General features: G+C 70.1%; 26 protein-coding genes and 1 tRNA gene. 15 read left to right on the forward strand and 12 right to left on the reverse strand.

All coding sequences use genetic code 11. The features are described 5' to 3' along the window. Positions 1–60: 60 nt before the first annotated feature. The 4 genes from G5B56_RS02600 to G5B56_RS02615 all read right to left on the reverse strand — a co-directional run bounded on the left by G5B56_RS02600 (position 61) and on the right by G5B56_RS02615 (position 6,601). Positions 61–1,452, reverse strand: a complete 1,392-nt coding sequence (locus G5B56_RS02600) for an ATP-binding protein (RefSeq protein WP_164962235.1) — start codon at positions 1,450–1,452, stop codon at positions 61–63. Then, positions 1,449–2,126, reverse strand: coding sequence for a response regulator (locus G5B56_RS02605; RefSeq protein WP_164962236.1), 678 nt, complete (start codon positions 2,124–2,126; stop codon positions 1,449–1,451). The genes G5B56_RS02600 and G5B56_RS02605 overlap by 4 nt, the downstream gene beginning before the upstream one ends. Before the next feature lie 36 nt (positions 2,127–2,162). Further along, entirely contained in the window at positions 2,163–4,046 is a 1,884-nt protein-coding gene (locus tag G5B56_RS02610) for a phytase (RefSeq protein ID WP_164962237.1), read from the reverse strand. A gap of 80 nt (positions 4,047–4,126) precedes the next feature. Continuing rightward, positions 4,127–6,601, reverse strand: coding sequence for a TonB-dependent receptor (locus tag G5B56_RS02615; protein ID WP_164962238.1), 2,475 nt, complete (start codon positions 6,599–6,601; stop codon positions 4,127–4,129). 271 nt (positions 6,602–6,872) lie between these two features. Here G5B56_RS02615 and G5B56_RS02620 point away from each other — a divergent pair, with 271 nt between their 5' ends. Together G5B56_RS02620 and G5B56_RS02625 are read left to right on the forward strand one after the other, a co-directional pair. Next, a complete protein-coding gene (locus tag G5B56_RS02620) occupies positions 6,873–7,781 on the forward strand; it encodes a diguanylate cyclase domain-containing protein (protein WP_164962239.1) in 909 nt (302 codons plus the stop codon). Between the two features lie 8 nt (positions 7,782–7,789). After that, entirely contained in the window at positions 7,790–8,815 is a 1,026-nt protein-coding gene (locus G5B56_RS02625; RefSeq protein WP_164962240.1) for an AraC family transcriptional regulator, read from the forward strand. A 6-nt stretch (positions 8,816–8,821) separates the two neighbouring features. Here G5B56_RS02625 and G5B56_RS02630 read toward each other — a convergent pair whose 3' ends face one another. After that, the gene (locus G5B56_RS02630) at positions 8,822–9,538 is read right to left on the reverse strand and encodes an aspartate/glutamate racemase family protein (RefSeq protein ID WP_164962241.1); all 717 of its coding nucleotides are present in this window, start codon (positions 9,536–9,538) and stop codon (positions 8,822–8,824) included. 163 nt (positions 9,539–9,701) lie between these two features. Between G5B56_RS02630 and G5B56_RS02635 the strand changes: the two genes are divergently transcribed. Together G5B56_RS02635 and G5B56_RS02640 are read left to right on the forward strand one after the other, a co-directional pair. Next, the gene (locus tag G5B56_RS02635) at positions 9,702–10,163 is read left to right on the forward strand and encodes an Lrp/AsnC family transcriptional regulator (protein ID WP_164962364.1); all 462 of its coding nucleotides are present in this window, start codon (positions 9,702–9,704) and stop codon (positions 10,161–10,163) included. 78 nt (positions 10,164–10,241) lie between these two features. Continuing rightward, positions 10,242–10,318: transfer RNA gene (locus tag G5B56_RS02640), tRNA-Arg, on the forward strand. A 253-nt stretch (positions 10,319–10,571) separates the two neighbouring features. On the opposite strand, the gene G5B56_RS02645 is transcribed toward G5B56_RS02640, so the two are convergent. Then, the gene (locus G5B56_RS02645; protein WP_206023470.1) at positions 10,572–12,086 is read right to left on the reverse strand and encodes a DDE-type integrase/transposase/recombinase; all 1,515 of its coding nucleotides are present in this window, start codon (positions 12,084–12,086) and stop codon (positions 10,572–10,574) included. 659 nt (positions 12,087–12,745) lie between these two features. Here G5B56_RS02645 and G5B56_RS02650 point away from each other — a divergent pair. The 3 genes from G5B56_RS02650 (at position 12,746) to G5B56_RS02660 (ending at position 14,647) form a co-directional block, all read left to right on the forward strand. Beyond that, positions 12,746–12,937 (forward strand): hypothetical protein, encoded by a 192-nt coding sequence (locus G5B56_RS02650; RefSeq protein ID WP_164962242.1) that lies wholly within the window; start codon positions 12,746–12,748, stop codon positions 12,935–12,937. Between the two features lie 212 nt (positions 12,938–13,149). Then, positions 13,150–13,539, forward strand: a complete 390-nt coding sequence (locus G5B56_RS02655) for a hypothetical protein (RefSeq protein ID WP_164962243.1) — start codon at positions 13,150–13,152, stop codon at positions 13,537–13,539. A 154-nt stretch (positions 13,540–13,693) separates the two neighbouring features. Next, complete coding sequence (locus G5B56_RS02660) at positions 13,694–14,647, forward strand: IS1595 family transposase (RefSeq protein ID WP_164962244.1); 954 nt, start codon at positions 13,694–13,696, stop codon at positions 14,645–14,647. 252 nt (positions 14,648–14,899) lie between these two features. Here G5B56_RS02660 and G5B56_RS02665 read toward each other — a convergent pair whose 3' ends face one another. Continuing rightward, positions 14,900–15,217: a nucleotide pyrophosphohydrolase gene (locus G5B56_RS02665; RefSeq protein ID WP_164962245.1), complete on the reverse strand. Its 318-nt coding sequence runs from the start codon at positions 15,215–15,217 to the stop codon at positions 14,900–14,902. Positions 15,218–15,593: 376 nt separating this feature from the next. On the opposite strand from G5B56_RS02665, the gene G5B56_RS02670 reads away from it, so the two are divergent. The 5 genes from G5B56_RS02670 to G5B56_RS02690 all read left to right on the forward strand — a co-directional run bounded on the left by G5B56_RS02670 (position 15,594) and on the right by G5B56_RS02690 (position 19,988). After that, on the forward strand, positions 15,594–16,484 hold the full coding sequence (locus G5B56_RS02670; protein ID WP_164962246.1) for a restriction endonuclease: 891 nt from the start codon (positions 15,594–15,596) through the stop codon (positions 16,482–16,484). Between the two features lie 118 nt (positions 16,485–16,602). Further along, positions 16,603–16,878, forward strand: coding sequence for a type II toxin-antitoxin system Phd/YefM family antitoxin (locus G5B56_RS02675; RefSeq protein ID WP_164962247.1), 276 nt, complete (start codon positions 16,603–16,605; stop codon positions 16,876–16,878). Then, on the forward strand, positions 16,878–17,219 hold the full coding sequence (locus G5B56_RS02680; RefSeq protein WP_164962248.1) for a type II toxin-antitoxin system RelE/ParE family toxin: 342 nt from the start codon (positions 16,878–16,880) through the stop codon (positions 17,217–17,219). Before G5B56_RS02675 ends, G5B56_RS02680 begins: the two co-directional genes overlap by 1 nt. Before the next feature lie 486 nt (positions 17,220–17,705). Then, entirely contained in the window at positions 17,706–18,134 is a 429-nt protein-coding gene (locus tag G5B56_RS02685) for a hypothetical protein (RefSeq protein WP_164962249.1), read from the forward strand. 477 nt (positions 18,135–18,611) lie between these two features. After that, on the forward strand, positions 18,612–19,988 hold the full coding sequence (locus tag G5B56_RS02690) for a diguanylate cyclase domain-containing protein (RefSeq protein ID WP_164962250.1): 1,377 nt from the start codon (positions 18,612–18,614) through the stop codon (positions 19,986–19,988). Between the two features lie 13 nt (positions 19,989–20,001). On the opposite strand, the gene G5B56_RS02695 is transcribed toward G5B56_RS02690, so the two are convergent. Both G5B56_RS02695 and G5B56_RS02700 read right to left on the reverse strand, forming a co-directional pair. Continuing rightward, on the reverse strand, positions 20,002–21,000 hold the full coding sequence (locus tag G5B56_RS02695) for a trypsin-like peptidase domain-containing protein (RefSeq protein WP_206023471.1): 999 nt from the start codon (positions 20,998–21,000) through the stop codon (positions 20,002–20,004). Positions 21,001–21,098: 98 nt separating this feature from the next. Next, the gene (locus tag G5B56_RS02700) at positions 21,099–21,311 is read right to left on the reverse strand and encodes a cold-shock protein (RefSeq protein ID WP_009855926.1); all 213 of its coding nucleotides are present in this window, start codon (positions 21,309–21,311) and stop codon (positions 21,099–21,101) included. Between the two features lie 249 nt (positions 21,312–21,560). Between G5B56_RS02700 and G5B56_RS20060 the strand changes: the two genes are divergently transcribed. Together G5B56_RS20060 and G5B56_RS02710 are read left to right on the forward strand one after the other, a co-directional pair. Further along, positions 21,561–21,944: a flagellar basal body protein gene (locus tag G5B56_RS20060; protein WP_310733796.1), complete on the forward strand. Its 384-nt coding sequence runs from the start codon at positions 21,561–21,563 to the stop codon at positions 21,942–21,944. A 142-nt stretch (positions 21,945–22,086) separates the two neighbouring features. Continuing rightward, the gene (locus tag G5B56_RS02710) at positions 22,087–22,875 is read left to right on the forward strand and encodes a MetQ/NlpA family ABC transporter substrate-binding protein (RefSeq protein ID WP_164962251.1); all 789 of its coding nucleotides are present in this window, start codon (positions 22,087–22,089) and stop codon (positions 22,873–22,875) included. A gap of 57 nt (positions 22,876–22,932) precedes the next feature. Here G5B56_RS02710 and G5B56_RS02715 read toward each other — a convergent pair whose 3' ends face one another. Beyond that, the gene (locus G5B56_RS02715) at positions 22,933–23,625 is read right to left on the reverse strand and encodes a glutathione binding-like protein (RefSeq protein ID WP_164962252.1); all 693 of its coding nucleotides are present in this window, start codon (positions 23,623–23,625) and stop codon (positions 22,933–22,935) included. 52 nt (positions 23,626–23,677) lie between these two features. Between G5B56_RS02715 and G5B56_RS02720 the strand changes: the two genes are divergently transcribed. Beyond that, on the forward strand, positions 23,678–24,382 hold the full coding sequence (locus G5B56_RS02720) for a hypothetical protein (protein ID WP_164962253.1): 705 nt from the start codon (positions 23,678–23,680) through the stop codon (positions 24,380–24,382). Here the strand turns inward: G5B56_RS02720 and G5B56_RS02725 are convergent. Both G5B56_RS02725 and G5B56_RS02730 read right to left on the reverse strand, forming a co-directional pair. After that, positions 24,379–25,608: an acyl-CoA dehydrogenase family protein gene (locus G5B56_RS02725; RefSeq protein WP_164962254.1), complete on the reverse strand. Its 1,230-nt coding sequence runs from the start codon at positions 25,606–25,608 to the stop codon at positions 24,379–24,381. The two genes, G5B56_RS02720 and G5B56_RS02725, sit on opposite strands and share 4 nt — an antisense overlap. Before the next feature lie 22 nt (positions 25,609–25,630). Then, positions 25,631–26,680: a phosphotransferase gene (locus G5B56_RS02730; RefSeq protein ID WP_164962367.1), complete on the reverse strand. Its 1,050-nt coding sequence runs from the start codon at positions 26,678–26,680 to the stop codon at positions 25,631–25,633. Between the last annotated feature and the right edge of the window lie 18 nt (positions 26,681–26,698).

Genomic DNA, 26,698 nt, shown 5'->3' on the forward strand with positions numbered 1-26,698 from the left:
TCGCAGATTGTCAGGCGGCGGCTTGGCGTCTGCCGTCGTGCCCGCCAACAGGCGCGATATCTACTCGTGGGACCTCAGGCTCGCCCCGCGCCCCACCCGCGCCACCACCCCCGTCCCGTCCGCCCGCGCCCCGTAGCGCATCTCCAGCCCGTGCAGCACCGCGATGCGCTGCACGATGGACACGCCCAGGCCGCTGCCGCTCTCGGCCTGGCCTTCGGGGCGGCGGAAACGTTCGCCCAGGCGCTGCAGCAGCTCGGGCACCAGCGGCGGGCCGTCGTTCTCGACACGCAGCGCGTCGGGCTCGAAGACCACCGTCACGCTGCCGCCTTCCGGGGCGTAGCGCGTGGCGTTGTCGACCAGGTTGCGCAGCAGGATCTCCAGCAGCGCCGGGTCGCCGTCCAGCGGCAGCGGCTGCGCTGGCGGCTCGGGCCAGTCGCAGCCCAGCTCGATGCGGCGGCGCTCGGCCAGCGGCAGCGTGTCGCTCATCACCTGGCCGACGATCGGCACCCAGTCGACCGGGCGGCGCTGCGGCAGGCCTTCGGCCGCCTCCACGCGCGACAGCGCCAGCATCTGCGACACCAGCCGGTCCATGCGTGCGATGCCGGCTTCGAGCCGGCCTTCGGCGTGCGCGCGCTCGCCGGGGTCGCTGCTGTTGCGCGCCACGTCCCATTGCGCGCGCAGCAGCGCCAGCGGCGTGCGCAGCTCGTGCGCGGCATCGGCGGTGAAACGCCGCTCGCGCTGGCGCGCGGCCTCGATGCGCTCGAACAGAGCGTTCATCGAGCCGACGATCGGCCGCAGCTCCGACGGCGTCTCGTCCAGCGGCAGCGGGCGCAGGCTGTCGGCGTCGCGGCCTTCCAGGTCGCCGGCGATGCGGCGCACCGGCTCCAGCGCGCGCCGCGAGGCCCAGGCCAGCGCCAGCAGCAGCGCCGGCAGCATCAGCAGCCAGGGTGCGAGCTGGCCCGACAGCAGGCCCCAGATGAGCTCGTCACGCTCCTCCTGGCGCTGGGCGGCGGCCACGCTCCAGCGGCCGTCGGCGGCCTGCTGGTAGTACACGCGCCAGGCGATGCCGTCGACCTGCAGGTCGACGAAGCCGCTGGCGTCGCGCCGCCAGGGCAGGCGCGCACCCTGCTCGTCGTACAGCAACGGCCGGCCCTCGGCGTCCCAGGCGGCCAGGCCCATGTCCTCCAGCTCGGCGGCGCCAGTGCCGCCTTCGGCCGGCGGCTTGAGCTCGATCTCGGTCAGCTCGCCCTTGGCCGCCATGCCCGACAGCGCGCCGTGCACGGTGCCGGCCAGGCGGATCAGCTCGCTGTCGAACATCTCGTCGACCTCGGTCTGCGCGCTGTCGGTGGCCACGCCGACGGTGATGGCCCACAGCAGCGGCGCGGCCACCAGCACCGCCAGCAGCAGCCGGCGTTGCAGGCTCTGCGGCCGGCGGCCGGCGTCGCCGCTCACGCCTCGTCTCCTTCGGCCGCGCCCAGCGCGTAACCCACGCCGCGCACGGTGCGCACGATGCCGGGGGCTATCTTGCGGCGCAGGTGGTGGATGTGCACCTCCAGCGCATTGCTCTCGGGCTCGGCGCCGCCCCAGTCGTAGAGCTTCTCCTGCAGTTGCACCTTGCTCAGCACGCGCTGCGGGTTCATCAGCAGCACCTCCAGCAGCGCCAGCTCGCGCCCGCGCAGCTCCACCGGCTGGCCGCGCCAGTGCACCTGCTTGCTGGCCGGGTCGTAACGCAGCGCGCCGTGCGTCCACACCGACTGCGAGCGCCCGGCGCTGCGCCGCGCCATCGCGCGCAGCCGGGCCGCCAGCTCGGCGATGGCGATCGGCTTGACGAGGTAGTCGTCGGCGCCGCTGTCCAGGCCCTCGATGCGCTGCTCGATGCCGTCGCGTGCGGTGAGGATCAGCACCGGGCTGTCCAGGCCGCGCTCGCGCCAGCGCCGCAGCCAGGTCACGCCGTCGGTGCCGGGCAGGCCCAGGTCGAGCACGACGGCGTCGTAGGGCGCGCCGCGCAACGCGGCGTCGGCCTGCTGGCCGTCGGGGAAGAGATCGACGGCGTGGCCGGCCTGGCGCAGGCCGGCGCGCAGCGCGTCGCCGAGGTCGGGGTCGTCTTCGACGATGAGCAGTCGCATGGCGACGGCCATTATCGGCCGCCGCCTTGCGCGTGTTCAGCGCAGGCCGAGCACGCGCTCCACCTCGCGCCAGTCGACGATCTTGAAGTTCTGCGCGCCGTCGGGCAGGCGCTTGAAGCCGTCCTGCACGACGAGCGCGCCGCGCGGCAGCGCCGGGCCCAGCGGCGTGCTGGTGACTTCCAGGCCGTCGGTCTCGGACACGCCGTCGATGCCGGCCACCGGGTTCAGGCCGATGCGGAACGCGCCCTTCAGGCGCCAGGGCGGCGCGGCCTCGGCCACGACGTAGCTGTCGTTGCCCTGGCTGCTGATGACGAGCCAGCGGCGCCCGGTCTCGCGGTCGTGGTACAGCGCCAGGCCTTCGACGTCGGCCTGCAGCAGGCCGCCGATCTTCAGCACGAGTTGCGGCTTGGGCTCGGCAGCGTTCAGGTCCAGCATCCAGACGCCGCGGTCCTCCTCGCCGATGAAGAGCCGGCCGCTGTCGTCGTCGGCGACGCAGCCTTCGGGTTGCGTCGCCAGCCTGAAACGCTGCACGACGCGCCCGCTGAAGACCGGCCGGCCGTCGGCGCCCGGCGCCGCCTCGACGCGGATGCGCTCCACGCGCCCGTCCTTGTCGTTGACCAGCGCCTCCAGCCCGCCGGCCGGCGGCGCGTACAGGCAGGTGCCATAGACCTCGTCCAGCCCGGTGGCGATGCGGCCCGCGTCGGCCAGCGTGCCGTCGGCGGCGATGGTGAACACCGCCAGCGCCTTCTCGTCGCGCTGCGTGGCCAGCGCCAGGTCCAGCGTCAGTGCGCCGAAACGCAGGCCCTGGCGCACGTCGACGTTGTTCAGCCGCCCGGCTTCGAGCACCTGGCGCTGGCGGCCGTCCAGGCCGTAGACGAACAGGCCCTGCTTCTTGTTCGTGCCCAGCACCAGCGACTTCGCCGGGTCGGCCGGGTTCACCCAGATCGCCGGGTCGTCGGCGGCGTCGCCGAAACGCGGCACCGGGTCGGTCTGGGCGACGGCGCGCACCACCGGCAGTACGGCGCGCGGTGCCGGCGCGGCCCAGGGCAGGGCGCGTGTGGCCCAGCGGCCGGCGGCCTCGTCGTGCCAGGCCAGCAGCAGGCCGCTGGTGTCGGCCTTGGCTGCGAGCGCTTCCACGGCTTGGCCGCCGGTGGGCTGCGCCTTGCCTTCGGCACGCCAGCGGCCGTCGGCCTCGCGCCAGAGCTGCAGCCGGCCGCGGCCGTCGACGGTGGCCAGGCCGCCGGGCACGACGGCCAGCGCGCGGGCGCCGCCACGCAGCGGGCCCAGCGGGTCGGCCAGCGCCACGGCGCGCCGCTGCGGCACGCCTTCGGCTTCGGCGCGGTAGGCCCAGACGCCGGCGTCCTCCTCCTGCGCGTACAGCCAGCCGGCGGCGTCGTCGACGCGGCAGGTCTGGGTCTGCGGCGGCAGCGCCAGCCGGCGCACCAGGCGTGCGCCCTGGGCGCCCAGCAGCCACTGCTCGGCCAGGCCTTCGTCACCGACGACGAACAGGTGGTCCAGCCCCTGGGCGTCGCGGAACAGGCAGCTCGCTTCGACCGGGAAGGCCGGCGACTCGACCGCCGGCCGCGCGGCCAGCGTCATCGCCCGCGTGTCGACGGTGATGGCCAGCGTGCGCTGGGTGTCGGCGTCCAGCACGACGGCCAGCGCGCCATGCGGCGCGGCGCGCGTGTCGAGCTGCTTGCCACGCAGCGCCAGGCGGGCGCGTTCGCTGCCGTCGGCATCCAGCAGGCGCAGCGCCTTCTTGTCCAGCGCCAGCCAGGCGCCGTCGGGCAGCGCGGCGATCTCGCGTGCGCCGGCCACGGCGGCCGGCGGCGCCGCGGGTGCGGCCTGGGCTGCGGTGGCGGCGGCCAGTGCCAGCGCGCAGATCGCCGAACGAAGCCCGGCTTGTGCCGGATGGGTCAAGCTGCCGCCGTGGGCCGGCTTTGCCGGACCACCGGCGGCGCCCCCTTGAGGGGGAGCGCCGAAGGCGCTGCGGGGGTGGTTCATTGCATCGCCCACTTCAGATTGACTCGAACGGTGCGGCCGTAGGTCTCGTACTGCGCGTTGCGGTCGCTGCGGCCGGTCGTCACCTCGTAGGGCTGGTCGGTGAGGTTCAGCGCCTCCAGGCCCAGCGAGAGGTTCTTGGTCAGCGAGTATCGGGCCGACAGGTCCCACTGCGTCTGGGCCTTCACGTAGAGGTCCTGGTCGGCGTCGGTGGTGTCGCCCACTTCCAGCAGGTAGCGCGACTTGTAGTTGGCGGCCAGGCGCAGGCTCCAGTCGGCGGCCTCGTAGCCGACGACGGCGTTGAACACACGCTTGGACTGGCTGGGCAGCGGGATGTTGCGCGACACGCTCGAGCCGCCGTCGACGCCGGCGATCCTCGCGCGCGAGCTCGAAAAGGTGGCGTTGGCGCCGACCACCAGCCCGTTCCACGGTGCCGGCAGCTCGCGCAGCGCCTTGGAGTACGCGAGCTCGATGCCGCTGACCCGCGCCGTGTCGCCGTTGGCCCAGGTGACGGCTTCGTCGAAGTCGGCCCAGGCGCCGGTGCCGGCGACGTCGGTCTGGTACGAGAAGTCGCGGATGCGCTTGTGGAAGACGTAGGCCGACGCGACGCCGGCATAACCCAGGCTGCGTTCGACGCCCAGGTCGAGGTTGGCCGAGCGCAGTGGCTTCAGGTCCGGATTGCCGAAGCTGGCCTCGTCGCCGTCGATGACGTAGCCCGGCGCGATCTGGCCGAAGGCCGGGCGCACGACCGAGTTGCTCCAGGCGGCGCGCAGCGTGGTGCGCTTGTCCAGGTCGTGGCGCAGGTGCAGGCCGGGCAGCCAGTGGTGGTCGTCGCGGCGCGCGCGGATCGGCTCGAACACGCCGTCGGTGACGCCGGTGCCGGCGGCGTCCAGACGCGTGCGTTCGTGGCGCAGGCCGGCGATCAGATGCGTGGCGCCGATGTCGAAGGTGCTCTGCAGGTAGGCGGCGTCGACCCGCTCGTCGATGCGGTAGTCGTTGACGGTCGACTCCTCGTCGTCGACGAAGTCGCCCAGGTCGACAGAACGCGCCAGGGCGTACAGCGGGCTGGCGGCGATGCGCGGCCCGAACGTGCCCCAGGGGTAGTCGACGCTGCCCGAGGCACAGGCCGCCAGGCCGGTGTCGGCGCTGCCGAAGTCGTCGATCACCCAGGTGGTCTGCTCGCTGGTCTTCTTGCGCCGGCTGGTCTTGGCGCCGAACTTGAGCTCGCCGTCGACGCCGGCCAGCTCGAACGGGCGCGACAGGTCCAGGCGCAGGTTGTGCTCGCGGTCCTGCACCAGCGACTTCTCCATCTCGATCTCGTCGAGCTCGTAGGCCGCGGCGTCATGGATGCCGGCCGGCGCCACCAGCCGCGGGCGCGAGCGCCCGGTGTAGCCGACGCCGTCGAAGCTGTCCCCGGCCTCGAACTTGGCCTTGGCGATGTGCAGCGGCGTGTCTTCCTCCGAGCTGCTGCTGCCGGCCTCGGCCTTGAGCTTCCAGTCGCCCAGCGCCTGCGTCGTGCCCAGAACGAAGGAGCGGATGGTCTGCGTCTCCTTGCGGTCCTTCAGCTCGCGCGTGGACTCGGCCTCGCCGACGGCGCCGGGCTCCTGGGCCTCGTCGAACTCGATGACGTGCGCCTGGCGCTGCTCGTCGTCGCTGAAGCGGCTGTGCAGGTAGCGGGCGTGGTACTCGGTGCCGGCCGCGGGGCGGTACTCGGCGTTCAGCGCCAGGCCGGTGCGCTCGCGCGTGATGCGGTAGTCGCGGCGCTCGAACTCCTCCAGCGCGTCGCCGTCCCAGGCGCCGCCGGTCTCGACGTTGTCCGAGCCGAACTTGCGCACCTCGTGGCTGAAGCCGGCGGCCAGGCCCAGCTTGCCGCCGAGGAAGCGGTCGCTCCACAGCAGCGAGCCGTTGGGGCTGGAGCGTTCGGTGTTGGTCTCGTGGGACGCACCCAGCTCGGCGGCGACGAAACGCCCCGGGCGGTCGAAGGCCGAGACGGTCTGCACGTCCACCGTGCCGCCGATCGAGTTGGCGTCCTGCTCGGGCAGCAGCGTCTTGCTGACGGTCAGCGAGCGCACCAGCGCCGACGGCAGCACGTCGAGCATCACCGCGCGGCGGTCGCGCTCGGGCGACGGCAGCAGGCTGCCGTCGAAGGTGACGCTGTTGAGGTCCGGGCCCAGGCCGCGGATGCGCACGTAGCGGCCTTCGCCCTGGTCGCGCTCGATCGACACGCCGGGCAGGCGCTGCAGCGCCTCGGCGGTGTTCTTGTCGGGCAGGCGGCCGATGCCGTCGTCGCGCACGACGCTGACCACGTTGTCGGCGGCGGCCTGGTCCTTCAGCGCACGGTCGGTGGCCAGCGAGGGGCCGGTGATGACGATGGTCTCGACCGGCAGGGTCTGGGCCAGGGCCGGGAAGGCGGCCGCGGCGGCCAGCGCCAGCAGCGTGTGCGGCGTGCGCGGCCGCTTGGGGGTGTGGGACACGGAAGACTCCTGTGGGCCGCGGCGTTCTGTCGACGCCGGCAGCGGGTGGGTGTTCGGCGCCGCACGGTAGGCAGGCCGCGTGTCGGTCCGGTGACGGTGGCGGCGCCGTGGCGGCCGCGGCAGCGCCCGCGGCGGCCGCCTGAGCTGGCGCGCCCCGGGCCTGCACCCTCGCAGCGCGGGCCCGCGGCGGCGGTGACGGCGGCGGTGCTGAGCTGTTCGGACCCCCGCGCTGACGCACGCCTGTCATCGGCGGCCGCTAGCTTGGCCCCCGATGTCGACCTCACCCCGTTCCTGGCAGCCGCTGCTGCCGCTGGGCGCCACGCTGCTGCTGGCGCTGTTTGCCGCCTTCGCGCCGGCCAAGCCGGTGGCCAGCTGGCAGTGGCTGGACATCGCCGCCGAAGGCGGCACCGCGCTGATGGCCGGCGTCTGGGCCTGGCTGGTGCTGGGCAGCCGGCCCGGCGGGCGCGTGACGCTGTGGCTGGCCGGCGGGCTGGCGGCGATCATGCTCGGCGCTACCGCCGATTGCCTGGACGAGCTCTTCGTCGTGTCGGCGGCGACGCTGCCGCTGCACTGGATCGAATCGGTGTTGTCGCCGGCGGGCATGGCCGCGCTGACCTGGGGCCTGCTGCTGTGGCGCCAGGAGCAGGCCGCGCTGAGCGAGCAGCTGCAGCGCCGCGAACGGGTCTTCCGCGACCACCGCGCCTACGACCGCGTGACCCAGCTCGCCGACGCCGACTACCTGCGCCGCCAGATCGAGCTGGAGCGCGCCGCGCACCCCGGCCGGCCCTGCGCCGTGGCGGTGCTGGAGCTGGCCCATTGGGCCGAGATCGAGCGCACGCACGGCCGCGCCGAGGCCGACCGCGTGCTGCAGGCCGTGGCCCACCAGCTGCTGCTGAACCTGCCGCCGCGCGAGCTGCTGTGCCGCTACGCCGGCGCGCGCTTCGTGCTGCTGATGCCGCAGGCCGAGCTGGGCACGGCGCGCCGGCGCGCCCAGCACCTCGTCGGCATGGTCGAGGCCATGCGCTTCAGCCCGCGCGACGCCGAGCACCCGCTGGCGCTGGCGATGCGCAGCGCCGTCGCGCTGGGTGACGACGACGCCCAGGCGCTGCTGACGCGCCTGAACCGCGAGCTCGAGGCGCTGGACCTGGCCGGCGCCCGCACGGCGCGGGCCGCGTCCTGAGCGCCGGCATGCGCGCCGCCGCACCCGCCGGCGACACCGCGGCCACGGTGCCGTTCACGCACCAGCCGGCGCTGGTGCTGGAGCTGGCGCGTGCGCAGGAGCTGGACGTCGGGGCCATCCGTGCCGCCGCCGGCCTGGCCGACATGCCGGCGGCGCTGACGCTGGCGCAGTGGCGCGAGCTGCTGGCCGCCACGCTGCGCGCCTTCGGCTCTGCAGAAGCGCCGTTCGTGCTGGGCCGCCACCTGCTGCCCGGCCACTACGGCGCCGCCAGCCACGCGCTGCGTGAAGCCGCCAGCCTGCGCGACGCGCTGGAGCGCCTGGTGCGCTTCCAGCCCCGGCTGTCGCCGCTGCTGGTGCCGCGGCTGCACGTCGAAGGCGGCCTGGCGGTGCTGTACTGGACCGACGCCTGCCGCCTGGGCGCGCTGCGCCCGGCGCTGGTGGAGATGCAGATGAGCGCGGTGGCCTCGTGCTGCCGCTGGCTGGCCGGGCGCGCGCTGCCCTGGACCTTCTGCTTCGACCGCGCCGCCGCGCGCCACGCCGAGCAGCACGAGGTGCACCTGGGCACGGCGCTGCGTTTCGGCTGCCAGCTCGACGCGATGCTGATCGACGCGCACTGGCTGGACGAGCCCTGGCCCGCCGCCGCGCACCCCGGTGCGGTGGCCGCCAGCCGCGCCGCCGAGCAGGCCGCCGGCGCCGAGGCCATGCCGCGCGCGCTGCTGGCCGCGCTGTACGACCTGCTGCTGGACCGCATCGGCGACCCGCCGGCGCTGGAGGAGGCGGCGGCCGCCTTCGGCTTCAGCCCCGCCACCTTCAAGCGCCGGCTGGCGCAGGAAGGCACGCACTACCAGGCCGAGCTGGACCAGGTGCGCCGCCACGAGTGCCTGCGGCTGTTCCGCTTCGGCGGCCTGGACAACGAGGCCGCGGCGCGCCACCTGGGCTTTCACGACGCGGCCAACTTCCGGCGCTCGTTCAAGCGCTGGACCGGCTCGACACCGGCGCTGCTGCGCCGGGGGCTGTTCGACTTTTCGGTCTGAGCGCGCTCAGGCCGCGGCCAGCGCCGGCAGCCTGTCCTGCAGCGCGAAGTCGACTGCGGCCAGCGCATGCAGCGTCGTCGTGTCGAAGACCGGCAGCGCGACGTCGTCCTCGGCCAGGATCAGCGGCAGCTCGGTGCAGCCGAGCACCACGCCTTCGGCGCCGCGCGCCGTGAGCCCGGCGACGATGAGCTGCAGCCTCTGGCGCGAGGCCGGCAGCACCTGGCCGCGGCAGAGCTCGTCGAAGATGATGCGGTGCACCTCGGCGCGTTCGTCCTCGGGCGGCACGATGCACTCGACACCCAGGCGGGCCAGGTGCTCGGCGTAGAACGGCTGCTCCATCGTGTAGCGCGTGCCCAGCAACGCCACGCGGCGCAGGCCGCGGGCGCGGATGGCGCTGGCGGTGACGTCGGCGATGTGCAGCAGCGGCGGCAGGCCTTCGCCGGCCACCTGGGCGGCGATCTTGTGCATCGTGTTCGTGCAGATCAGCAGGCAGTCGGCCCCCGCCGCGGCCAGGCCTTCGGCGGCCTGGCGCAGCAGCGCGGCGAGCGCGTCCCAGTCGCCGGACCGCTGGCCGCGCACCACTTCCTCGAAGTCCAGGCTGTGCATCAGCACACGCGCCGAGTGCAGGCCGCCGAGGCGGCGGGCGACCTCGCGGTTGAGGGTCTGGTAGTAGAGCAGGGTGCTTTCCCAGCTCATGCCGCCGATCAGGCCGATGGTCTTCAAGATGCGAAACGAAAGAGGTTGACGATGGCGACACTGTGCGCGCCAGGGCGGGGCAGGTGATTGCTGAATTTCGCGCCTTGGCGCCGCTTGGCGCAAACCGGTGCTCCGTAGAATCAAGTTTCAGGAATCAGATTCCAAGGACGCCGTGAACGCCGCCATTTCGCTGGATGCCATCGACCGCCGCCTGCTGGAGCTGGTGCAGGAAGACGCGACGACGCCACTGGCGCAGCTGGCCGAGGCCGTGGGCTTGTCCAGCACGCCGTGCTGGCGGCGGCTGCAGCGGCTGAAGGAGGCGGGTGTCATCACGCGCCAGGTGGCGCTGGTCGACGCCGAGCGTGTGAACGTCGGCGTGACGGTGATCGTCAGCGTGCGCACGGCGGTGCACACCGAGGAGTGGTTCGAGCGCTTCCGCGCGACCTGCGAAGCGATCCCCGAGGTCGTCGAGTTCTACCGGATGAGCGGCGACGTCGACTACCTGCTGCGTGTCGTCGTGCCCGACATCAAGGCCTACGACGCCGTCTACAAGCGCTTGATCGCCGGCACCAACCTGCACGACGTGAGTTCCAGCTTCGCGATGGAGCAGCTGAAGTACACGACGGCGCTGCCGCTGAAGTACGCGCTGTGAGGGCCGGGTTGCGTGGCGGCGCTGCAGCTTGATGCGGCCCGGGGAAGCCGCCGACGCGCCCCGTAGAATCGCCGCCGGCTGCCCGTAGCTCAACTGGATAGAGCAGTTGCCTTCTAAGCAACAGGTCGGGGGTTCGAGTCCCTCCGGGCAGGCCAGCCAAACACGGGTCTTGGCGAGGCGGCGGTGCTGTGGATGTCTGCCGGGGGTGCGGCGGGTCTGACGATCGTGTCAAGCGACATCGAGAACTGACCCCCCGTGTTGCCTCACGCAAGGATGCTACCGGCGCGCTGACGCGTTCTTTCCTTGAAGACCCGTGGACTCCACAGGCGGTGGGCAACGCGAAGCGTTGTCCACGGCCCGTGTCCCGTGCCTTCTTTGAGTCACCGGGCGCGCAAGCGCCCGGCCCTTTCAGGCGGCTGGTGCACAAGCCAGGGCTTGGGACTCCGTCTCTCGACGGCATCGGTCAATCCACTGTCGAATGGCATCGGCCCGCCAGGCCTGGAGCGCGCGCTGCACCGTGCGCAGATGCCGGTCGGTGAACTCGCCGGGAGGCGTCATGTTCTGCAACCGGCGCAGCGCTTCCACCGCGGTGATGCCAGGCTCGGCCTGCAGCCAGCTTCGGATGGTGGCTTCGTGCGCGCCCAGCATGCCGGGCCTCGGTGCCAGCGGCTTGCGCCGCCTGTACGGCCGACGATGGATCTCGCGCTGCTCGCCATGGCCTGCAGCCGGCACGGAAGGTGCCAGCGGCTCGGCCCATGGAGGCGGCGCCTCGGACAGTTCGGGCTCGATGCCGCGGCGGTCGACGCGACTGCCGAGAGCGTCCTGCGCGGCGCGGATTTCAGCGAACAGCATGACCGGGTCCGCCGAGGCGGCCAGCTCGCGCAAGACGGCCTTCGCATCGGCCGTCACCGCCTCGTGCGCCAGGACGCGCCGCGCCGGGGGAACCGGCGGGTGGTACTGCTTGACGACCTTGGCGCCGATGCGCGCCTTGGTCCGGAGCTTGAAGGACGGCTGCAGCACGTTCGTATGCAGCCGCGCGGCCGCGTATAGGCGCGAGAGCAACTGCAGCGACTCGAGGCCTTCGAATCGTCCGTAGCCGACCAGCCTGCGCACGATGGCACCGTTCTTCTGCTCCACCCACGCCTGGTCGTTCTTCCGGTAGGCGCGTGCCCGCGTAACTTCCAGCCCCTGGCCGCGGCACCAGTTGACGACCTTCTCGTTCATGAACGCGCTGTCGTTGTCGAAGTCGACGCCGCGCAGCGGGAACGGGAACAGCTCGCGTGCCCGCTCGATGGCGTCGATGACCCAGGTGCCGTCGCGCGTGAGGACCGGCAGGCATTCGGTCCAGCCGGTCGCCACGTCCGTAAGCACGAGCGTCTGGATGAAGCTGCCGGCCAGTTGCGGGCCGCTGTGCGCGACGAAGTCCACCTCGACGTAGCCCGGGACGGGGTCGCCCCAGTCGCCGAAGGTGCGAACCGGCACCGCACGACGGATGGCCGAGCTATGCCCAGCGGCGCGCCTTCGCCCCTTGGCAGCAGCCAGCCGGACCGGCGCGAGCAGCCGGTCAATCGTCGCCGGGCTGATGGCGAGCAACTGCGCTCGGAGCTCCGCGCAGTCCGACAGCCGGCCGTGCTTCACGAGCGCCGGTAGAACGGCGGGAATCATCGCCTTCAGCCGTTTGGAGCACACCCGGTCCGAGACCTCCCAGAGAACGCGCAAGGCCTCACGCACCTCGGTTCCGTAGCGGACGCTGGGCGTGCGCTTGCGCGGCTCACCAACCGGTCGGGTCAGCCGCCGTATGGCGTGCTTGCGGTGGTAGCCCGTGATGGCTACGAACTCGTCCAGGATGGCTCCGCGTTCGGCGGCCGGCGTCGCTCGGTACCGCGCACCGACCGCGTCGATGAGCTCCCTGCGCGTTGTCATGCTGACTTTCCTTGTCACGTTCCTCGGCTCCGGCCGGTTGCCCGGGCCGGAGGCTAGTGGCGTGAGGCGAGGCGATGCCCAGCGAACCTGCAGGTAGCAGTTCGGATGAGTCAATGCGCCCGACAAACCATTGGCTCTTCGGAATTCAAGAACTAAAGGAGTCATGACGGCCGAGCACGCAACTCGATAGAGAGCAGCGGCTTAAGTATTTTGATCAGTTTGATCTGATCTCTTCACCTAACTGGCTGCAGACCCTGGGTGGGGAGAAGCTATCCGCTCATTCGCCAAGCATCTCTTTACAGGGCGCGAAACGTAGGTTCGCAAGATTTGCACGGAGCTGCACCGAGCCCCGAACAGTCAAGAAAGTGGCGTAAGAAGGCGCTTTTGGCAGTGGCCGCACAAAGTGTCAAACACAGGTTTTTCTAGCAAACCGGACCTTGCTCGCCTCCGGAAGCCAAGCGCGAGTGATAGCTTGGGAGAAAACGTGAAAGAACTATCTGCAGACGAGGTCGAACAGGCCTCGGGGGCATTCCACCTGCCGTTGCAATCGTTGCAGTCGCCATTTGGAAATCCAGTTCTACGGCTAGCGTTGCGGGCGCTGTTGGCGGCGCAATTGGCACGGGAATTGGAGCAGCATTGATCACTTATCTTGTCGCAAAATGAACGTCGATCTCAACACATCAATTACCGACCTATCCCAGACCGAGGTAGATGAAGTCTCTGGGGGCCTCATCTTTATCCCCATCGCCGTACACGCGGTTTCATTCGGAAAGGGATTGGCAGTTGGCGTCGCACTTGGCGCAGCCGGCAAGCTCAGCGAGCTTGCTTTCGAGAAGCTTGTAGCGAAGTGAGGTAACATATAGCGTGAAGCTGGCGACCGTGTCCGGCAAGCTTCGGATACGGTCCGCCTTGAGTCCGGTTGCCTTCCGCGAGAAGATCTTATCCAAGTGCGATGGGCATTATTCCTAGATCTTTTTGCGCCTGCGCTCAAGCACCTCGTTCGCCATAGTCCCGACTCGCTCGATTAGAAGTTCCAGGTTCTTTGGGGTAAGGGTTAAATCTCATGAACAACACCAGAATCGCCCTGGCCGCGGCGTTTGGGGCCGGGCTTGGCTACTTGGCTGGGGTCGCAAATGGCCTTCTGTTTGTTATGACTCCAGGCTCTTTCGCCATTCAGGCCTTTGCTGCAGCCATCGCCGGCTCTCTTGCCTTTGCATTTCGCGAGACTCTCAGTGTGCGGCTTGGGATTCTCCGGGGCGGAATAGCAGCCGCGGTTGCCCCACCGGCTTACGCACTACTCAGCCTAATGTTGCTAGGCCATGACTACTTAAACTGGGCACTTCTTCCAAGATCAATGTCTTACTTCCTGATGGGTATCTTCGCTGAAGTGTGGCTACTCAAGCGCACCGACGAGGTGATCTCGGTAGCCGAAAGCGCCCTAAGGAAGCACTGATTTATCGGGGCTGACCTCGATGCGCGATCGCTGCAGAGTCGGCATCATCAATCCATGAGCCAACGCAGCTCCTGATTAGCAACGTGCCTCAGCAGTCTCACGCAGTGAGCCAGTGAACGTCTACGCTGGCAGCACCGCTCACGAGGAGACGCTGATGGCGATGAACCGAATCCAGTTCCAGCCCGGCCTGTCGATGCCGGAGTTCCAGCGCTGCTTCGGCACCGAGGAGCAATGCGCCGCTGCGGTGGCGGCGGCGCGCTGGCCCAACGGCTTTGCCTGCCCGCGTTGCGGCACCACGGCGCACTGCGCGATCCGACACCAAGGCCGTCGGCTTCTGCAGTGCAACGCGTGCCGCCACCAGACCTCGCTGACGGCCGGCACGCTGTTCGCATGCACCAAGCTGCCGCTGACGACCTGGTTCCTGGCGATGTACCTGCTCAGCCAGGCCAAGACGGGCCTGTCGGCGCTGGCGCTCAAGCGCCAACTCGGCGTGAGTTACCCGACGGCCTGGCTGATGCACCACAAGATCCTGCACGCCATGGCCGAGCACGAACAACTGCACCGCCTCGACGGCCAGATCCAGTTCGATGACGCCTACCTCGGCGGCGAGCGCAGCGACGGCAGCACCGGGCGAGGGACCACTGGCAAGACGCCCTTCGTCGCCGCCGTCAGCGTCAACGCCGCAGGCCACCCGCTGTTCGTCAAGCTCTCCACCGTCCCGGCCTTCTCCTACGAGGCCATCGCCCTGTGGGCCTGCCGCAACCTCGTGCCCGGCTCTCTCGTCCGCAGTGACGGCCTGGGCTGCTTTGCCGGCGTCTCGGCCGCTCAATGCCTGCATGCTCCCATCGTCGCCGGCCGCGCGAAGCCCGCTGCCTTGCCCGACTTCCATTGGGTCAACACCGTGCTGGGCAACCTCAAGCGCACGCTGGCTGGCGCACACCACAGCTTCAAATTCGGCAAGTACGCCGACGCCTACCTCGCCGGCTTCGCCTACCGTTTCAACCGCCGCTTCGATCTCAAGGGCCTCGTCGCTCGTCTCGTTGTCGACGTCTGCCGCGCCGCACCGAGAACCGCCAAGGCCATCAGGAAGGCTGACGAACATTGCTAATCAGAATTGTTCATGGGGGCGGAATGCCGGTGGCGCGATCTGATCTCATTGAGCGGATTGATTGTTTGCTAAATATAATTTATGCTGTCAATGACGAAGTAATGGACTGCGCGGTTAATAGGCGCTATGTTGGTTCTTGAGGTGGATGACTGGGGTTTTGTAAACAGCCGCTTCGCAAACGGGTCGTTGAACGCCTCTTGACCCTGTCGCGCCAGTTAAAACCGCTCGCAGAGTATCGCCTCCGAATCGCCGCTACCGTTTTGCTGGGTACTTCGCCGCATTCACCCCCAGCTTGTCCTTCACCGCCTGCGCGATGTCGACGCGGCTGTGGTCGGCCAGTTGCAGCAGGTAGAGCAGCACGTCGGCCACCTCCTCGCCGATGCGCTGCTTGACGGCGGGGTCCTCGTGGGCGCAGGCCGATTGCTCGGGCGTCATCCACTGGAAGATCTCGGCCAGCTCCGCTGCCTCCACCATCAGCGCCGTACTCAGGTTCTTCGGCGTGTGGAACGGCTGCCAGTCGCGCTCGGCGGCGAAGTGGCGCAACTCGGCCTGCAGCTCGGACACGTTCATGCGGAGCCTCCCTCGTTCTTTGCAGCGATCTTGCCAGCGTCTGGGGCGTCGACGGTGCAACCGGTCGGCCGTCAGCGGGACGGCTCCGCCAGCGTTCTCGACGCCTTCTGCGTCGCCAGCCGCCGCCTGCGGGTGGTCGATTCACGCGGGGGGCGGACTGTCCGACCCCGTGGATGGGTGTGAACGCGGGGCCGCACCGGCATGTCCGCGCCGGTCCAGAGAGAGAAGACAGAGGCCGAAAGATTGGGATGGCAGGATAGGCTGACCGCCAGCAAATGGCTGCCATCCGCCTCGGCGGATGGGACGACGGCCGCGGGTGTGGCAGGCGCTTGCGCCGGTTTCCGCGCGCCAGAATCGGCGCAGGGAGAAACACGAAATGGCCAGGCGAAACCGAGGAGGCCTCACTCAGGCATTGGCGGGGCTGCTGCCCTGGTGGGCTTGGTTGATCGCAGCGCCGGTGTTCTACCTGGTGCTGCACGGCCTCGCGTCGCAGCCGATGCCCGTTGCGATCAAGGTCGGTGAGTTCGGCAGCGTGGCCGTTCGGACGGTGCTGAAGACCTGGGCTGGATTCGGGCAGTACCTGCTGCCGATTATTTGTCTGCTGTTCGCCGCGGTAGCTGGAGCGCGCCGTCGCCAGCGCAGCCGCCTGGCCGCGGAAGTGGCCCAGAACCCGTCGGCCGATGCGCTCGACGGCATGAGCTGGCGCGAGTTCGAGATGCTGGTCGGCGAGGGCTTCCGGCTGCAGGGCTTCCGCGTCGTCGAGACCGGCGGCGGTGGTGCCGACGGCGGGGCCGATCTCGTGCTGTCGCGGCCGGGCCAGAACGGCAGCGAGAAGTACCTCGTGCAGTGCAAGCAGTGGCGCGCCTACAAGGTGGGCGTCGACGTGGTGCGCGAGCTGTACGGCGTCATGGCCGCCAGGGGCGCGGCCGGCGGCTTCGTCGTGACCTCAGGGCGCTTCACCGACGAGGCGCGGCGCTTCGCCAGCGGGCGCAACGTCGAACTGGTCGACGGGCCGCGCTTGCGGCAGTTGCTCCAGAAGGCGAGGGGAGGGGGCGCGCAGCCTGCGAGGCAGGAGCCGGCGCTGCAGACGCCAGCGGCTCCCGTCGCTTCAGCGCCCGTGCAGCGGGATGGCGACGAGCGGCCGACCTGCCCGGTCTGCGGAAAGCGCATGGTGCGGCGCGTCGCCAAGCGCGGCGCGAGCGCCGGGGCGGCGTTCTGGGGCTGTGTCGACTATCCGGGGTGCAAGGGGACGCGGGGGATGGGGTGATGCCGGCAAGGTCGACGGGCGCTCCATCGTCCGAAGGCAGTTGCTTCCACCCACCGCGCATCGGCGCCCAGGACCGATAATGGACTGAATTCAGTCTCGTCCTAACCGGAGCGGAACCATGCGCTACTCCTCGCAAGTCAAGCCCATCAGCTACCTGAAGGCGAACGCCGCAGAGGTGCTGGCCCAACTGGCCGAGCAGCGCGAGCCCTTGGTCATCACGCAGAACGGCGAGGCCAAGGCCGTCCTTCAGGATGTCGCGTCCTACGAGGAGACGCAGGAGACCCTGGCACTGCTGAAGATCCTGGCGCTGGGCCAGCAGGACGTCGACGCGGGCAGGCTCAAGCCGGTGGCCGACGTCGTGGCGCGCCTGCGCGCGAAGCGGGCCGCGCCCTGATGGTTGCCAAGTCGACGCGCCACGAGGTCGTGCTGACTCGGGGTGCCGAGCAGGACCTGGAGGCCATCCACGACTACATCGCCGAGTTCGACAGCGTCGCCAACGCCCACCACGTGCTTGATGGCTTGATGGCGGCCGTGGAGGGGCTCGCCCGGTTCCCCGAGCGAGGCTCCTATCCGAAAGAACTCGTCGCGCTGGGCATCAAGGACTATCGCCAGACGGCGTTCAAGCCGTACCGCGTAATCTGTCGAGTCCTGGGCGGTCGGGTCGTCATCTACCTCATCGTCGATGGCCGACGGGACATGCAGTCGGTGCTGGCGCGGCGGCTGTTGGGAGCTTGACCTGAAGCGTTGGCGAGGCGTCGGGTGACGAGTGGAAGCCGCTCATGCATTGCGAGCGACAAGCCTCGGCCAGACGCGGGACATCAAAATGACCCGTTCGACTCGATCAGCACGCCGCAGTGGGTGACGCCAGAATAATGGGGAAATTCGTCGTGAAAAGACTTCTGCTAAAGCAGGCCATTCGCGCGATGCGCTTCTTCTGGTTTATCACGATGGCTGGGCTGGCCTCAATATTCGTGGGGCGGCAAGTAAGCAATGAAGCGGTCGGTGCGGTACTCCACTGGGCTGGGTTGGTGGTGGTGTGTATTGGGGGGGTGTCGATGATTGCTGATCGCGCTCGACGCATGTCCCAGCATGAGAGGGCGCAACGCAATAGATTTGGCCGTTGATTGGCGGTGTGCTCAAGTTTTTGACATGCATTGTCAGGCTGCGCTTCTTATGATGATGACTTTCCATAGCCAGATGGATCTGTAACCTGGTGGAGTCATGAAAAAAGCGATCCTCGCGTTGGCTTTGGTTTGCATTGAGGCGTCCGCCCAGGTCCCGGCAGTGCCATCCAATGTCACGAGTGTGCAGACCATCGGATATTGGCGGCACGACGGCCAATCTGGCACCTATCGGGTCATCACCACCCGCGAGGGGTGGGAACACGTCTGGTCCCGAGTCTTCATCGAGTGGTTGCCTGAGCCGGCTTCGCGGGATGCGACGCCTACTCCATCGCAGAGCGTCGAACTGCTGCCCCGTGATCCTGGTACATCGGTCATCGACGCCACGGCGCGCCGTACCAAGTCTGATGCGATCGAAGTCCGCCTTGTCGCTCGGTCCAACCAGATGACGGGGGCGAGAGCCGAGGTCTTTCGGTTCCTGGCAACCGATCCAGGCGTCGTCAAGCCTGTCGGCGCTGTGCCCCGATAAGGTCCAGTCGTCGCCTGGCCTGCCGGGAGGCTGCGTGTCACCAGCGCTGCCTCCGGGAGGGGTTCATCATCCGGCCAGCATTGTTGAGGCGCATGCCGGCTCTCAGTTCGAGTCCTCCAATCTGTAACTTTCCCGACGGGGGAACGCCCTGGGGCACAAACGTCGGGCCGTGCGCAGAAAAAACCAAGCTCCGACAACGCTTTAGCCAATCCTTCGAGTCCCTCCGGGGCCACAGCGCCGCGGATGCCTGCCGCGGCGCGATGTGCCTGACGATCGGCCTCCGCACGAGCACCTTGCCACTGTTGGAAGGCGCGCTGACGCGCGGTCACCGGTTTGCTGCACGTGCGCGCGCGGCTGCAAGATGGCTGGGCGTCGAGGCTCGACGGCCTGCGCCCCACCGCCACCGCATGCCGCAGCACCAGCGTCGTGTCGCACACCCGCCCCACAATCGACGCGTCGCCCAAGCCTGCAGTACCCATGGACCCCATCGACCGCGCGTTCCTGGCGAACGTGATGGACCTCATGCTCGACGCCGTCTGCGTCGTCGACGGCGAGGGCCGCTTCGTCTTCGTCAGCGCCGCCGGCGAACGCATCTTCGGCTACACGCCGCAGGAGCTGATCGGCCGGCCGATGATCGAGCTGGTGCATCCGGATGACCGCGAACGCACGCTGAACGCGGTGGCCGAGGTCGTCGCCGACCGGCACCTGCCGATCTTCGAGAACCGCTACCTGCGCAAGGACGGCCGCGTGGTGCACCTCATGTGGTCGGCGCGCTGGTCGCCGGCCGACGGCGTGCGGGTGGCGGTGGCGCGCGACGTCAGCGCGCGCAAGCGCGCCGAGTCGGTGCAGGCCGCGCTGTACGCGATCTCCGAGGCGGCGCACGCGGCCGAGGACCTGATGGCGCTGTTCGCGCAGATCCACCGCATCATCGGCGGCCTGCTGCCGGCGGAGAACTTCTTCGTCGCGCTCTACGACGCCCCGGGGGACTGGCTGAGCTTCCCGTACTTCGTCGACGAGCACGACGCCGCGCCGCCGCCGGGTGCGCTCGACGCCGAGACGCTGTGCGCCGAGCTCATCCGCAGCGGGCGCGAGCGGCTGCTCAGCCGCGACAGCGCCGACGCGGCGACGTCGGCCGTGCACCCGGACGTCGGCCGCAGCGCGGTCGACTGGCTGGGGGTGCCGCTGAGCGGTTCGCAGGGCGTCATCGGCGCGCTGGTGCTGAAGAGCCACTCGCAAGAGGTGCGCTACGGCCCGGCCGACGTCGAGCTGCTGAAGTTCGTGTCGGCCCAGGTGGCCGCCGCGATCGAGCGCAAGCAGAGCCAGCTGCGCCTGCTGCACGTGGCGCAGCACGACGCGCTGACCGGGCTGCCCAACCGCAGCCTGGTGCGCGACCGCGTGGCGACGGCGCTGGCGCGCGCGCGGCGCGACGGCGCCGGCCTGGCGCTGCTGTACCTGGACCTCGACCAGTTCAAGCCGGTGAACGACCGCTGCGGCCATGCCGTCGGCGACGGCCTGCTGCAGCAGGTGGCGCAGCGCCTGAAGCACTGCGTGCGGGCGTCGGACACCGTCGGCCGCATGGCGGGCGACGAGTTCGTGGTGCTGCTGTCGCACCTGCACGCGCCCGACGACGCGCCGGGCGTGGCCGAGAAGATCCGCCAGGCGCTGTGCCGGCCTTTCGAGGTGGCCGGGCACACGGTGCTGGTGTCGCCCAGCATCGGCCTCGTCGGCTACCCCGCGCACGGCGAGGACGCCGACCAGCTCGTGCAGCGCGCCGACGAGGCGATGTACGCCGCCAAGCGGGCAGGGGGCAACCGGGTCTGCGTGGCCGGCGGCGGCCGGCCGCCCGGCGGCTGAGGCCCGCGGGCGCTCAGCGCGCCTCGGTCAGCGTCAGCAGCACGTCGGCGTACCAGGCGCAGTTCAGCCCCAGAGACTCGTCCTCGGCCAGGTCGCGCGAGCGCATGTCCATGCGTGTCGAGTGCACGCCCAGCAGCTGCCAGGCCAGCGGCGAGGCCTGGTCGCCGGCGCGGCTGCGCCGGCGCACCACCGGCGAGCCGCTGCTGCCGCGGTGGGTGCGCGCGTCGGTCAGGAAACAGCCCTGGCGCTGGAAGCGCACGCCGTAGGCCGAGGCGATGGACGCGCTGCGCAGCACCGCCAGGTGGTGCACCGTGTCGTGGAAGCCGAGCGGGAAGCCGGCGATGCTCAGCGTGTCGCCGGCGGCGACCTCCTCGCCGCGCGCCTCGAGATGGCTCTCGTCGAAGGCCTGCAGCGTGGCGTCGGCCGGCAGCAGCCCCGGCGGGATCTCGATCACGGCGACGTCGACCGCGCCGCCGCCGTCACGGCCCTGGCGCCACAGGCCGAGCCCGTCGTCGTACAGCGGCAGCGACACGACGGCGTGCCGCGAGAGGTCCTGCGTGTCGGTGTGCAGCACGATCTCGAGACGGTCGGGGTGGTGCGCGCTCGCCGTGTCGGCGAACACGTGGGCGCTGCTGACCAGGAACAGCCGCTCGCCGCGGCGGAAGAAGAAGCCGCTGGCGCTGGTCAGCGCCCGGCTGCCGTCGAAGGTGGCCACGCGCGTGGTGGCCAGCAGCAGCGCGTCCACTGCCGGCGCGTCGGCCCGGCGGCTGCCCTGCAGCACGGCGCGGTTGCGCGCGACGTCGCGCTCGAAACTGGCCAGCACGACGTCGGAGATCTCGGCGTGCAGCAGCACGGTGCGCGCCGCTTCGGCATAGGCGTCGAACGTCGCCGACAGCCGCGCTCGCGTGGGCTCCGACAGGGCCTCGAGCACCGCCGGCACCAGCGCGTCCAGGGCGACCAGGCTGCCCTTCAACTCGCAGATGCGTTCGGTGGCTTCTTGCAGGTTCTTCACGGACACCCTTTCGCCAGAAACGAAAAAGCGCGGCCGGGCCGCGCTTTCGTTGCCGGGACGCCGGGCTCGCGCCCGCCGTCCCGCTGTGCCGCCTGGGATCAGCCCAGCGTGCGGATCTTGGAGGCCTGCGGGCCCTTCTGGCCCTGGGTCACCTCGAACTCGACGCGCTGGTTCTCGACCAGGGTCTTGAAGCCGCTGCCCTGGATTTCCTTGAAGTGGGCGAACAGGTCCTTGCCGCCGTCGTCGGGGGCGATGAAACCGAAGCCCTTGCCTTCGTTGAACCACTTCACGGTGCCGGTTTGAGTCGTCATGTCGAATACCTTTCGAAGTTTGCGGGGCGCAAGATCGCACCCAGCGGAGAAACGCCAAGAAAATCTTCAAGAGGGGATTCGACGCGACGGCCGGTAGAGCACCGGGGCGTGAAGAAAGACCTATGAGCGGACGGTCTTGTGCAGATCAGCGAGGCCATCGTACACGAATGCCGCGGCGAGCGCCGGGAGATTTGCGCCGGACTCCCGGCGCCCGGCCGCCGCCGCGGCCTGGCCGATCTGCCGCCTGGCGTGAACAGTGTCGCGCCCGGCGCTGCCGCCGGCGGCACGATCGGCGTCATCATGTCGGCACTGCCGCGCCCCGCCCACGACGTCGTGACTCCCGCCGCCTCCGCCAGCCTCTCCGGCCTGAACGCCGCCCAGACCCGCCTGGACGTCGCCGGCCACAACGTCGCCAACTCGCTGACCGAGGGCTTCCGGCGCCAGGTGGCGCAGCCCGCCACGGCGCAGCCCGTCGGCGTCACGGTCTCGATCGCGCAGATGCCCGAGGCCGGCCACGACCTCGCCGCCGACACCGTCGGCATGATCGAGGCCCGGCATGCCTTCGGCGCCAACCTGATGGTCTTCCGCGCGCAGGACGCGATGAGCTCCAGCCTGCTCGACATCCGGGCCTGAGCGTTGCCGGCCCGCAGCATGCGGGAAGCGAGTTTGCAAACAGCCAAACGTCCGTTCACCGGATAAGCGGTGCTGCGTAGCCTGGGCGCACGCCGTGGTCGATGACCGCGGCATCCGTTCAACCGCTACGCAAGGAATCAAGATGTCGTTCAAACATGCGCTGTCGGCGCTGGTCGTCGCCGTACTGCCGTTCACGGCCCAGGCCGACGAGGTGCTGAAGGTCGCCGCTTCGCCGGTGCCGCACGCCCAGATCCTGGAGTTCGTCAAGCCGGCGTTGAAGAAACAGGGCGTGGACCTGCAGGTCAAGGTCTTCACCGACTACGTGCAGCCCAACCTGGCTGTCGAGGAGAAGCAGCTCGACGCCAACTTCTTCCAGCACAAGCCGTATCTGGACAGCTTCAACAAGGACCGCGGCACGCACATCGTCGCCGTGCCGGGCGGCACGGTGCACGTCGAGCCCTTCGGCGCCTACTCGAAGAAGATCCGCAAGATCGCCGAGCTGCGCGACGGCGCGACGGTGGCGATCCCCAACGACCCGTCGAACTCGGGCCGCGCGCTGGTGCTGCTGCAGAAGCAGGGCCTGATCCAGCTGAAGGACCCGGCCAACATCCTCGCCACCGCCAAGGACGTGACGGCCAACCCGAAGAAGCTGGTGTTCCGCGAGCTCGAGGCGGCGCAGCTGCCGCGCGCGCTGGACGACGTCGACCTCGCGCTGATCAACACCAACTACGCGCTCGAAGCCAAGCTGGTGCCGACGAAGGACGCGCTGTTCATCGAAGGCGCCGATTCGCCGTACGCCAACTTCGTCTCGGCGCGGCCGGACAACGCCAACTCGCCGGCGATCAGGAAGCTCGTCGCCGCGCTGCACTCGCCCGAGGTGAAGAAGTTCATCCAGGACCAGTACAAGGGCGCGGTGGTGCCGGCGTTCTGATGTCCTGACGCCGGAAGCCGGCTGCAACGGCCGCCCTGCGGGGCGGCCGTCGTCGTTTCAGCGCTGGCGGTACTGCGTCTTGCCGAACAGCATCTCGCGCGACTTGTCGTCGGTGATCGGCTTGCGCCGGTCGGCCAGCACCTCGCAGCCGCGCTGCACCGCCGGGCGCGCGCCGATCTCGTCGAACCAGCCCTTGAGGTGCGGGTAGTCGTTCCAATCGATGCCCTGGTTCTTCCAGCTGCGCAGCCAGGGAAAGATCGCGATGTCGGCGATCGTGTACTCGTCGCCGGCGATGTAGCGCGTCTTCGCCAGCTTGCGGTTCATCACGCCGTACAGGCGCTTGGCCTCGTTGGTGTAGCGCTCGACGGCGTAGGCGATCTTCTCCGGCGCGTAGAGGCGGAAGTGGTGCGCCTGGCCTAGCATCGGGCCGACGCCGCCCATCTGGAACATCAGCCATTCCAGCGTCTCGTACCGGCCGCGCACGCTGTCGGGCAGGAAACGCCCGGTCTTGCCGGCCAGGTACAGCAGGATCGCGCCCGACTCGAACAGCGAGATCGGCTGGCCGTCGGGCCCGTCGGGGTCGACGATGGCCGGGATCTTGTTGTTCGGGCTGATCGCCAGGAACTCCGGCGCGAACTGCTCGCCGGCACCGATGTCCACCGCATGCACGCGGTAGGGCAGGCCGCACTCCTCCAGCATCACGTGCACCTTGTGCCCGTTGGGCGTGGCCCACGAATACACTTCGATCATCCCGTCCCCCGTCGCGGCCGGACCGTCGGCCGCCTCGTGCGGACTCTAAGACATGCTCGAAGGCCTGAAACGTCTGTTCACGTCGCGTCCGTCGTCCGGCTCACGCCGCTGGGACGCCGTGTCGACCTGGGCCGAGACGCGGCAGTGGGCCTTCCGCGGCGTGCGCGACCACGACGGCTTCGTCGTCGAGGGCCGTTTCGGCGGCACGCGGCCGTGGCGGCTGGAGTGGGGCCCGTCGCAGCGCCCCTACATCGACGGCGCCGAGCTTCGCCTGCGCTCCGAGGTCGGGCTGCCGGCCGACCTGCAGGCCCTGGTGATGGACCGCACGCTGCAGCAGCAGCTCGAGCGCCAGGTCTTCGACCAGTACGTCGAGGGCGTGCAGACGCGCATCGACGACCAGACGCCGCCTGAGATGCGCTGGCTGGTGATGTTCCCGCGCCTGACGCCGGCCGAGATGGGCGCGCTGCGCGAGCAGTACGTCGCGATGGCCAGCGCCAAGCCCTGGCTGCAGCAGTGGCTGGGCGGGCCGCTGGCCGCCCGGCTGGCGGCGTCGCCGGCCGGTGACCGCCCGTTCGTGCTGATGGCCGCCCGCGGCCGGCTGACATTGCGCACCGCGGTCGCCGAGCCGTCCGGCGCGGTGCTCGAGGCCTGGCTGGCGCTGTTCGAGACCGCGGTGTCCGAAGCCTGGCGCACCGGCGTCGAGGTCTTCGGCGCCGAGGCCATGCAGCCCGGCGTCGCCCGCTCGACGCAGCGTTAGCGCGCGCTGGCCGGCAGGTGCCGTGCGAACTCGATCTTGGCGATCGCGTTGCGGTGCACCTCGTCGGGCCCGTCGGCAAAACGCAGCGTGCGCGCGTTGGCCCAGGCGTAGGCCAGCGGGAAGTCGTCGCAGACCCCGGCGCCGCCGTGGGCCTGGATCGCCCAGTCGATCACCTGGCCGGCCATCGTCGGCGCGACGACCTTGATCATCGCGATCTCGGCCTTGGCCGCCTTGTTGCCGACGGTGTCCATCATCCACGCCGCCTTCAGCGTCAGCAGCCGCGCCTGCTCGATGCGGCAGCGCGCCTCGGCGATGCGCTCCTGGGTCACGGTCTGCTGGGCGATCGTGCGGCCGAAGGCGCTGCGTGCGGCGGCGCGCCGGCACATCAGCTCCAGCGCGCGCTCGGCCAGGCCGATCAGCCGCATGCAGTGGTGGATGCGGCCCGGGCCCAGCCGGCCCTGGGCGATCTCGAAGCCGCGGCCTTCGCCGAGCAGCAGGTGGTCGGCCGGCACGCGCACGTCGACGAAGTCGACCTCCATGTGGCCGTGCGGCGCGTCGTCGTAGCCGAAGACGCCCAGCGGCCGCAGCACCGTGACGCCCGGTGTGTCCATCGGCACCAGGATCATCGACTGCTGCGCGTGTTTCGCCGCCTGCGGGTCGGTCTTGCCCATGAAGATCAGCACCTTGCAGCGCGGGTCGCCGGCGCCGCTGGTCCACCACTTGCGGCCGTTGACGACGTAGTCATCGCCGTCGCGCTCGATGCGCGCCTCGATGTTGGTCGCGTCGGACGAGGCGACGGCTGGCTCGGTCATCGCGAAGCCGCTGCGGATCTCGCCGCGCAGCAGCGGCTCCAGCCACCGGCGCTTCTGCTCGGGCGTGCCGTAGCGCACCAGCACTTCCATGTTGCCGGTGTCGGGTGCCGAGCAGTTGAAGACCTCGCTGGCCCAGGGCACGCGGCCCATGATCTCGGCCAGCGGCGCGTACTCGGAGTTCGTCAGCCCGGCGCCGTATTCGCTCTCGGGCAGGAACAGGTTCCACAGGCCCGCGGCCTGGGCCTTCGGCTTCAGGCGCTCGAGGGTCTGCAGCGGCGTCCAGCGCCGGCCGGCCTCGGTGTTGGCGCGGATCTCGGCCGCGAACTCGGCTTCGGCCGGTTCGACGTGTTCGGCCATGAAGGCCGACAGCTGCGTGCGCAGCGCCTGGGTGCGGGGCGAGTAGGCGAAGTCCATGCGTTCCTCCGGCTGCGGGCGCTCAGGCGCGCGACGCGAACAGCCAGGCCATCTCCGCCAGCGGCCGCGTGGCGGCGCCGGTGGCCTTGGCCTGGGCGCTGGACGCCGTGCCGTCGACGACGCGCTTGGCGATGCCCTGCGTGATCGAGGCCAGCCGGAACAGGTTGTAGGCGAGGTAGAAGTCCCAGTCGGCCATCAGCGTGTCGGGGTCGGCGCGGCCGGTGCGTTCGGCGTAGCGGCGCACGTACTCGGCCTCCGTCGGGATGCCCAGCGCGGCCAGGTCCAGCCCGCCGATGCCGCGGAAGGTGCCCGGCGGGATGTGCCAGGCCATGCAGTGGTAGCTGAAGTCGGCCAGCGGGTGGCCCAGCGTCGACAGCTCCCAGTCGAGCACGGCGACGACACGCGGCGCGTCGGGCGCGAAGACGAGGTTGTCGAGGCGGAAGTCGCCGTGCACCACCGAGACCTGCGTCTCGTCGCGGGCGCTGGCCGGCAGGTGCGCGGGCAGCCAGTCGATCAGCCGGTCCATCTCGGCGATCGGCTCGGTGACCGAGGCCTGGTACTGCTTGCTCCAGCGCGCGATCTGGCGCTCGAAGTAGCTGCCCGGGCGGCCATAGTCGGCCAGGCCGGCAGCGGCGACGTCGACGCGGTGCAGCGCCGCGATGACGCGGTTGCTCTCGTCGTAGATCGCGGCACGTTCGGCCGGCGTCATGCCCGGCAGCGACTGCTCCCAGAAGACCCGGCCCTCGACGAAGCCCATCAGGTAGAAGGCCCGGCCGATGACCGACTCGTCCTCGCACAGCGCGACCATGCGCGGCACCGGCACCTCGGTGGCGGCCAGCGCCTGCATGACGCGGAACTCGCGTTCGATGGCGTGCGCCGACGGCAGCAGCTTCGCCGCCGGGCCCGGCTTGGTGCGCATCACCCAGGCGCCCCCGGGCGTGACGAGCTTGTAGGTCGGGTTGGACTGCCCGCCCTTGAACTGCTCGACGCTCAGCGGGCCCTGGAAGCCGGGCTGCTCGTGCGCCAGCCAGCGCTCGAGCGCGGCGACGTCGAAGGCATGGCTGGCGGCCATCGGGCGGGTGCCGGTGTA

The sequence above is a fragment of the Rubrivivax sp. JA1026 genome (assembly GCF_011065555.1).
Classification (GTDB): Bacteria; Pseudomonadota; Gammaproteobacteria; order Burkholderiales; family Burkholderiaceae_C; genus Rubrivivax; species Rubrivivax benzoatilyticus.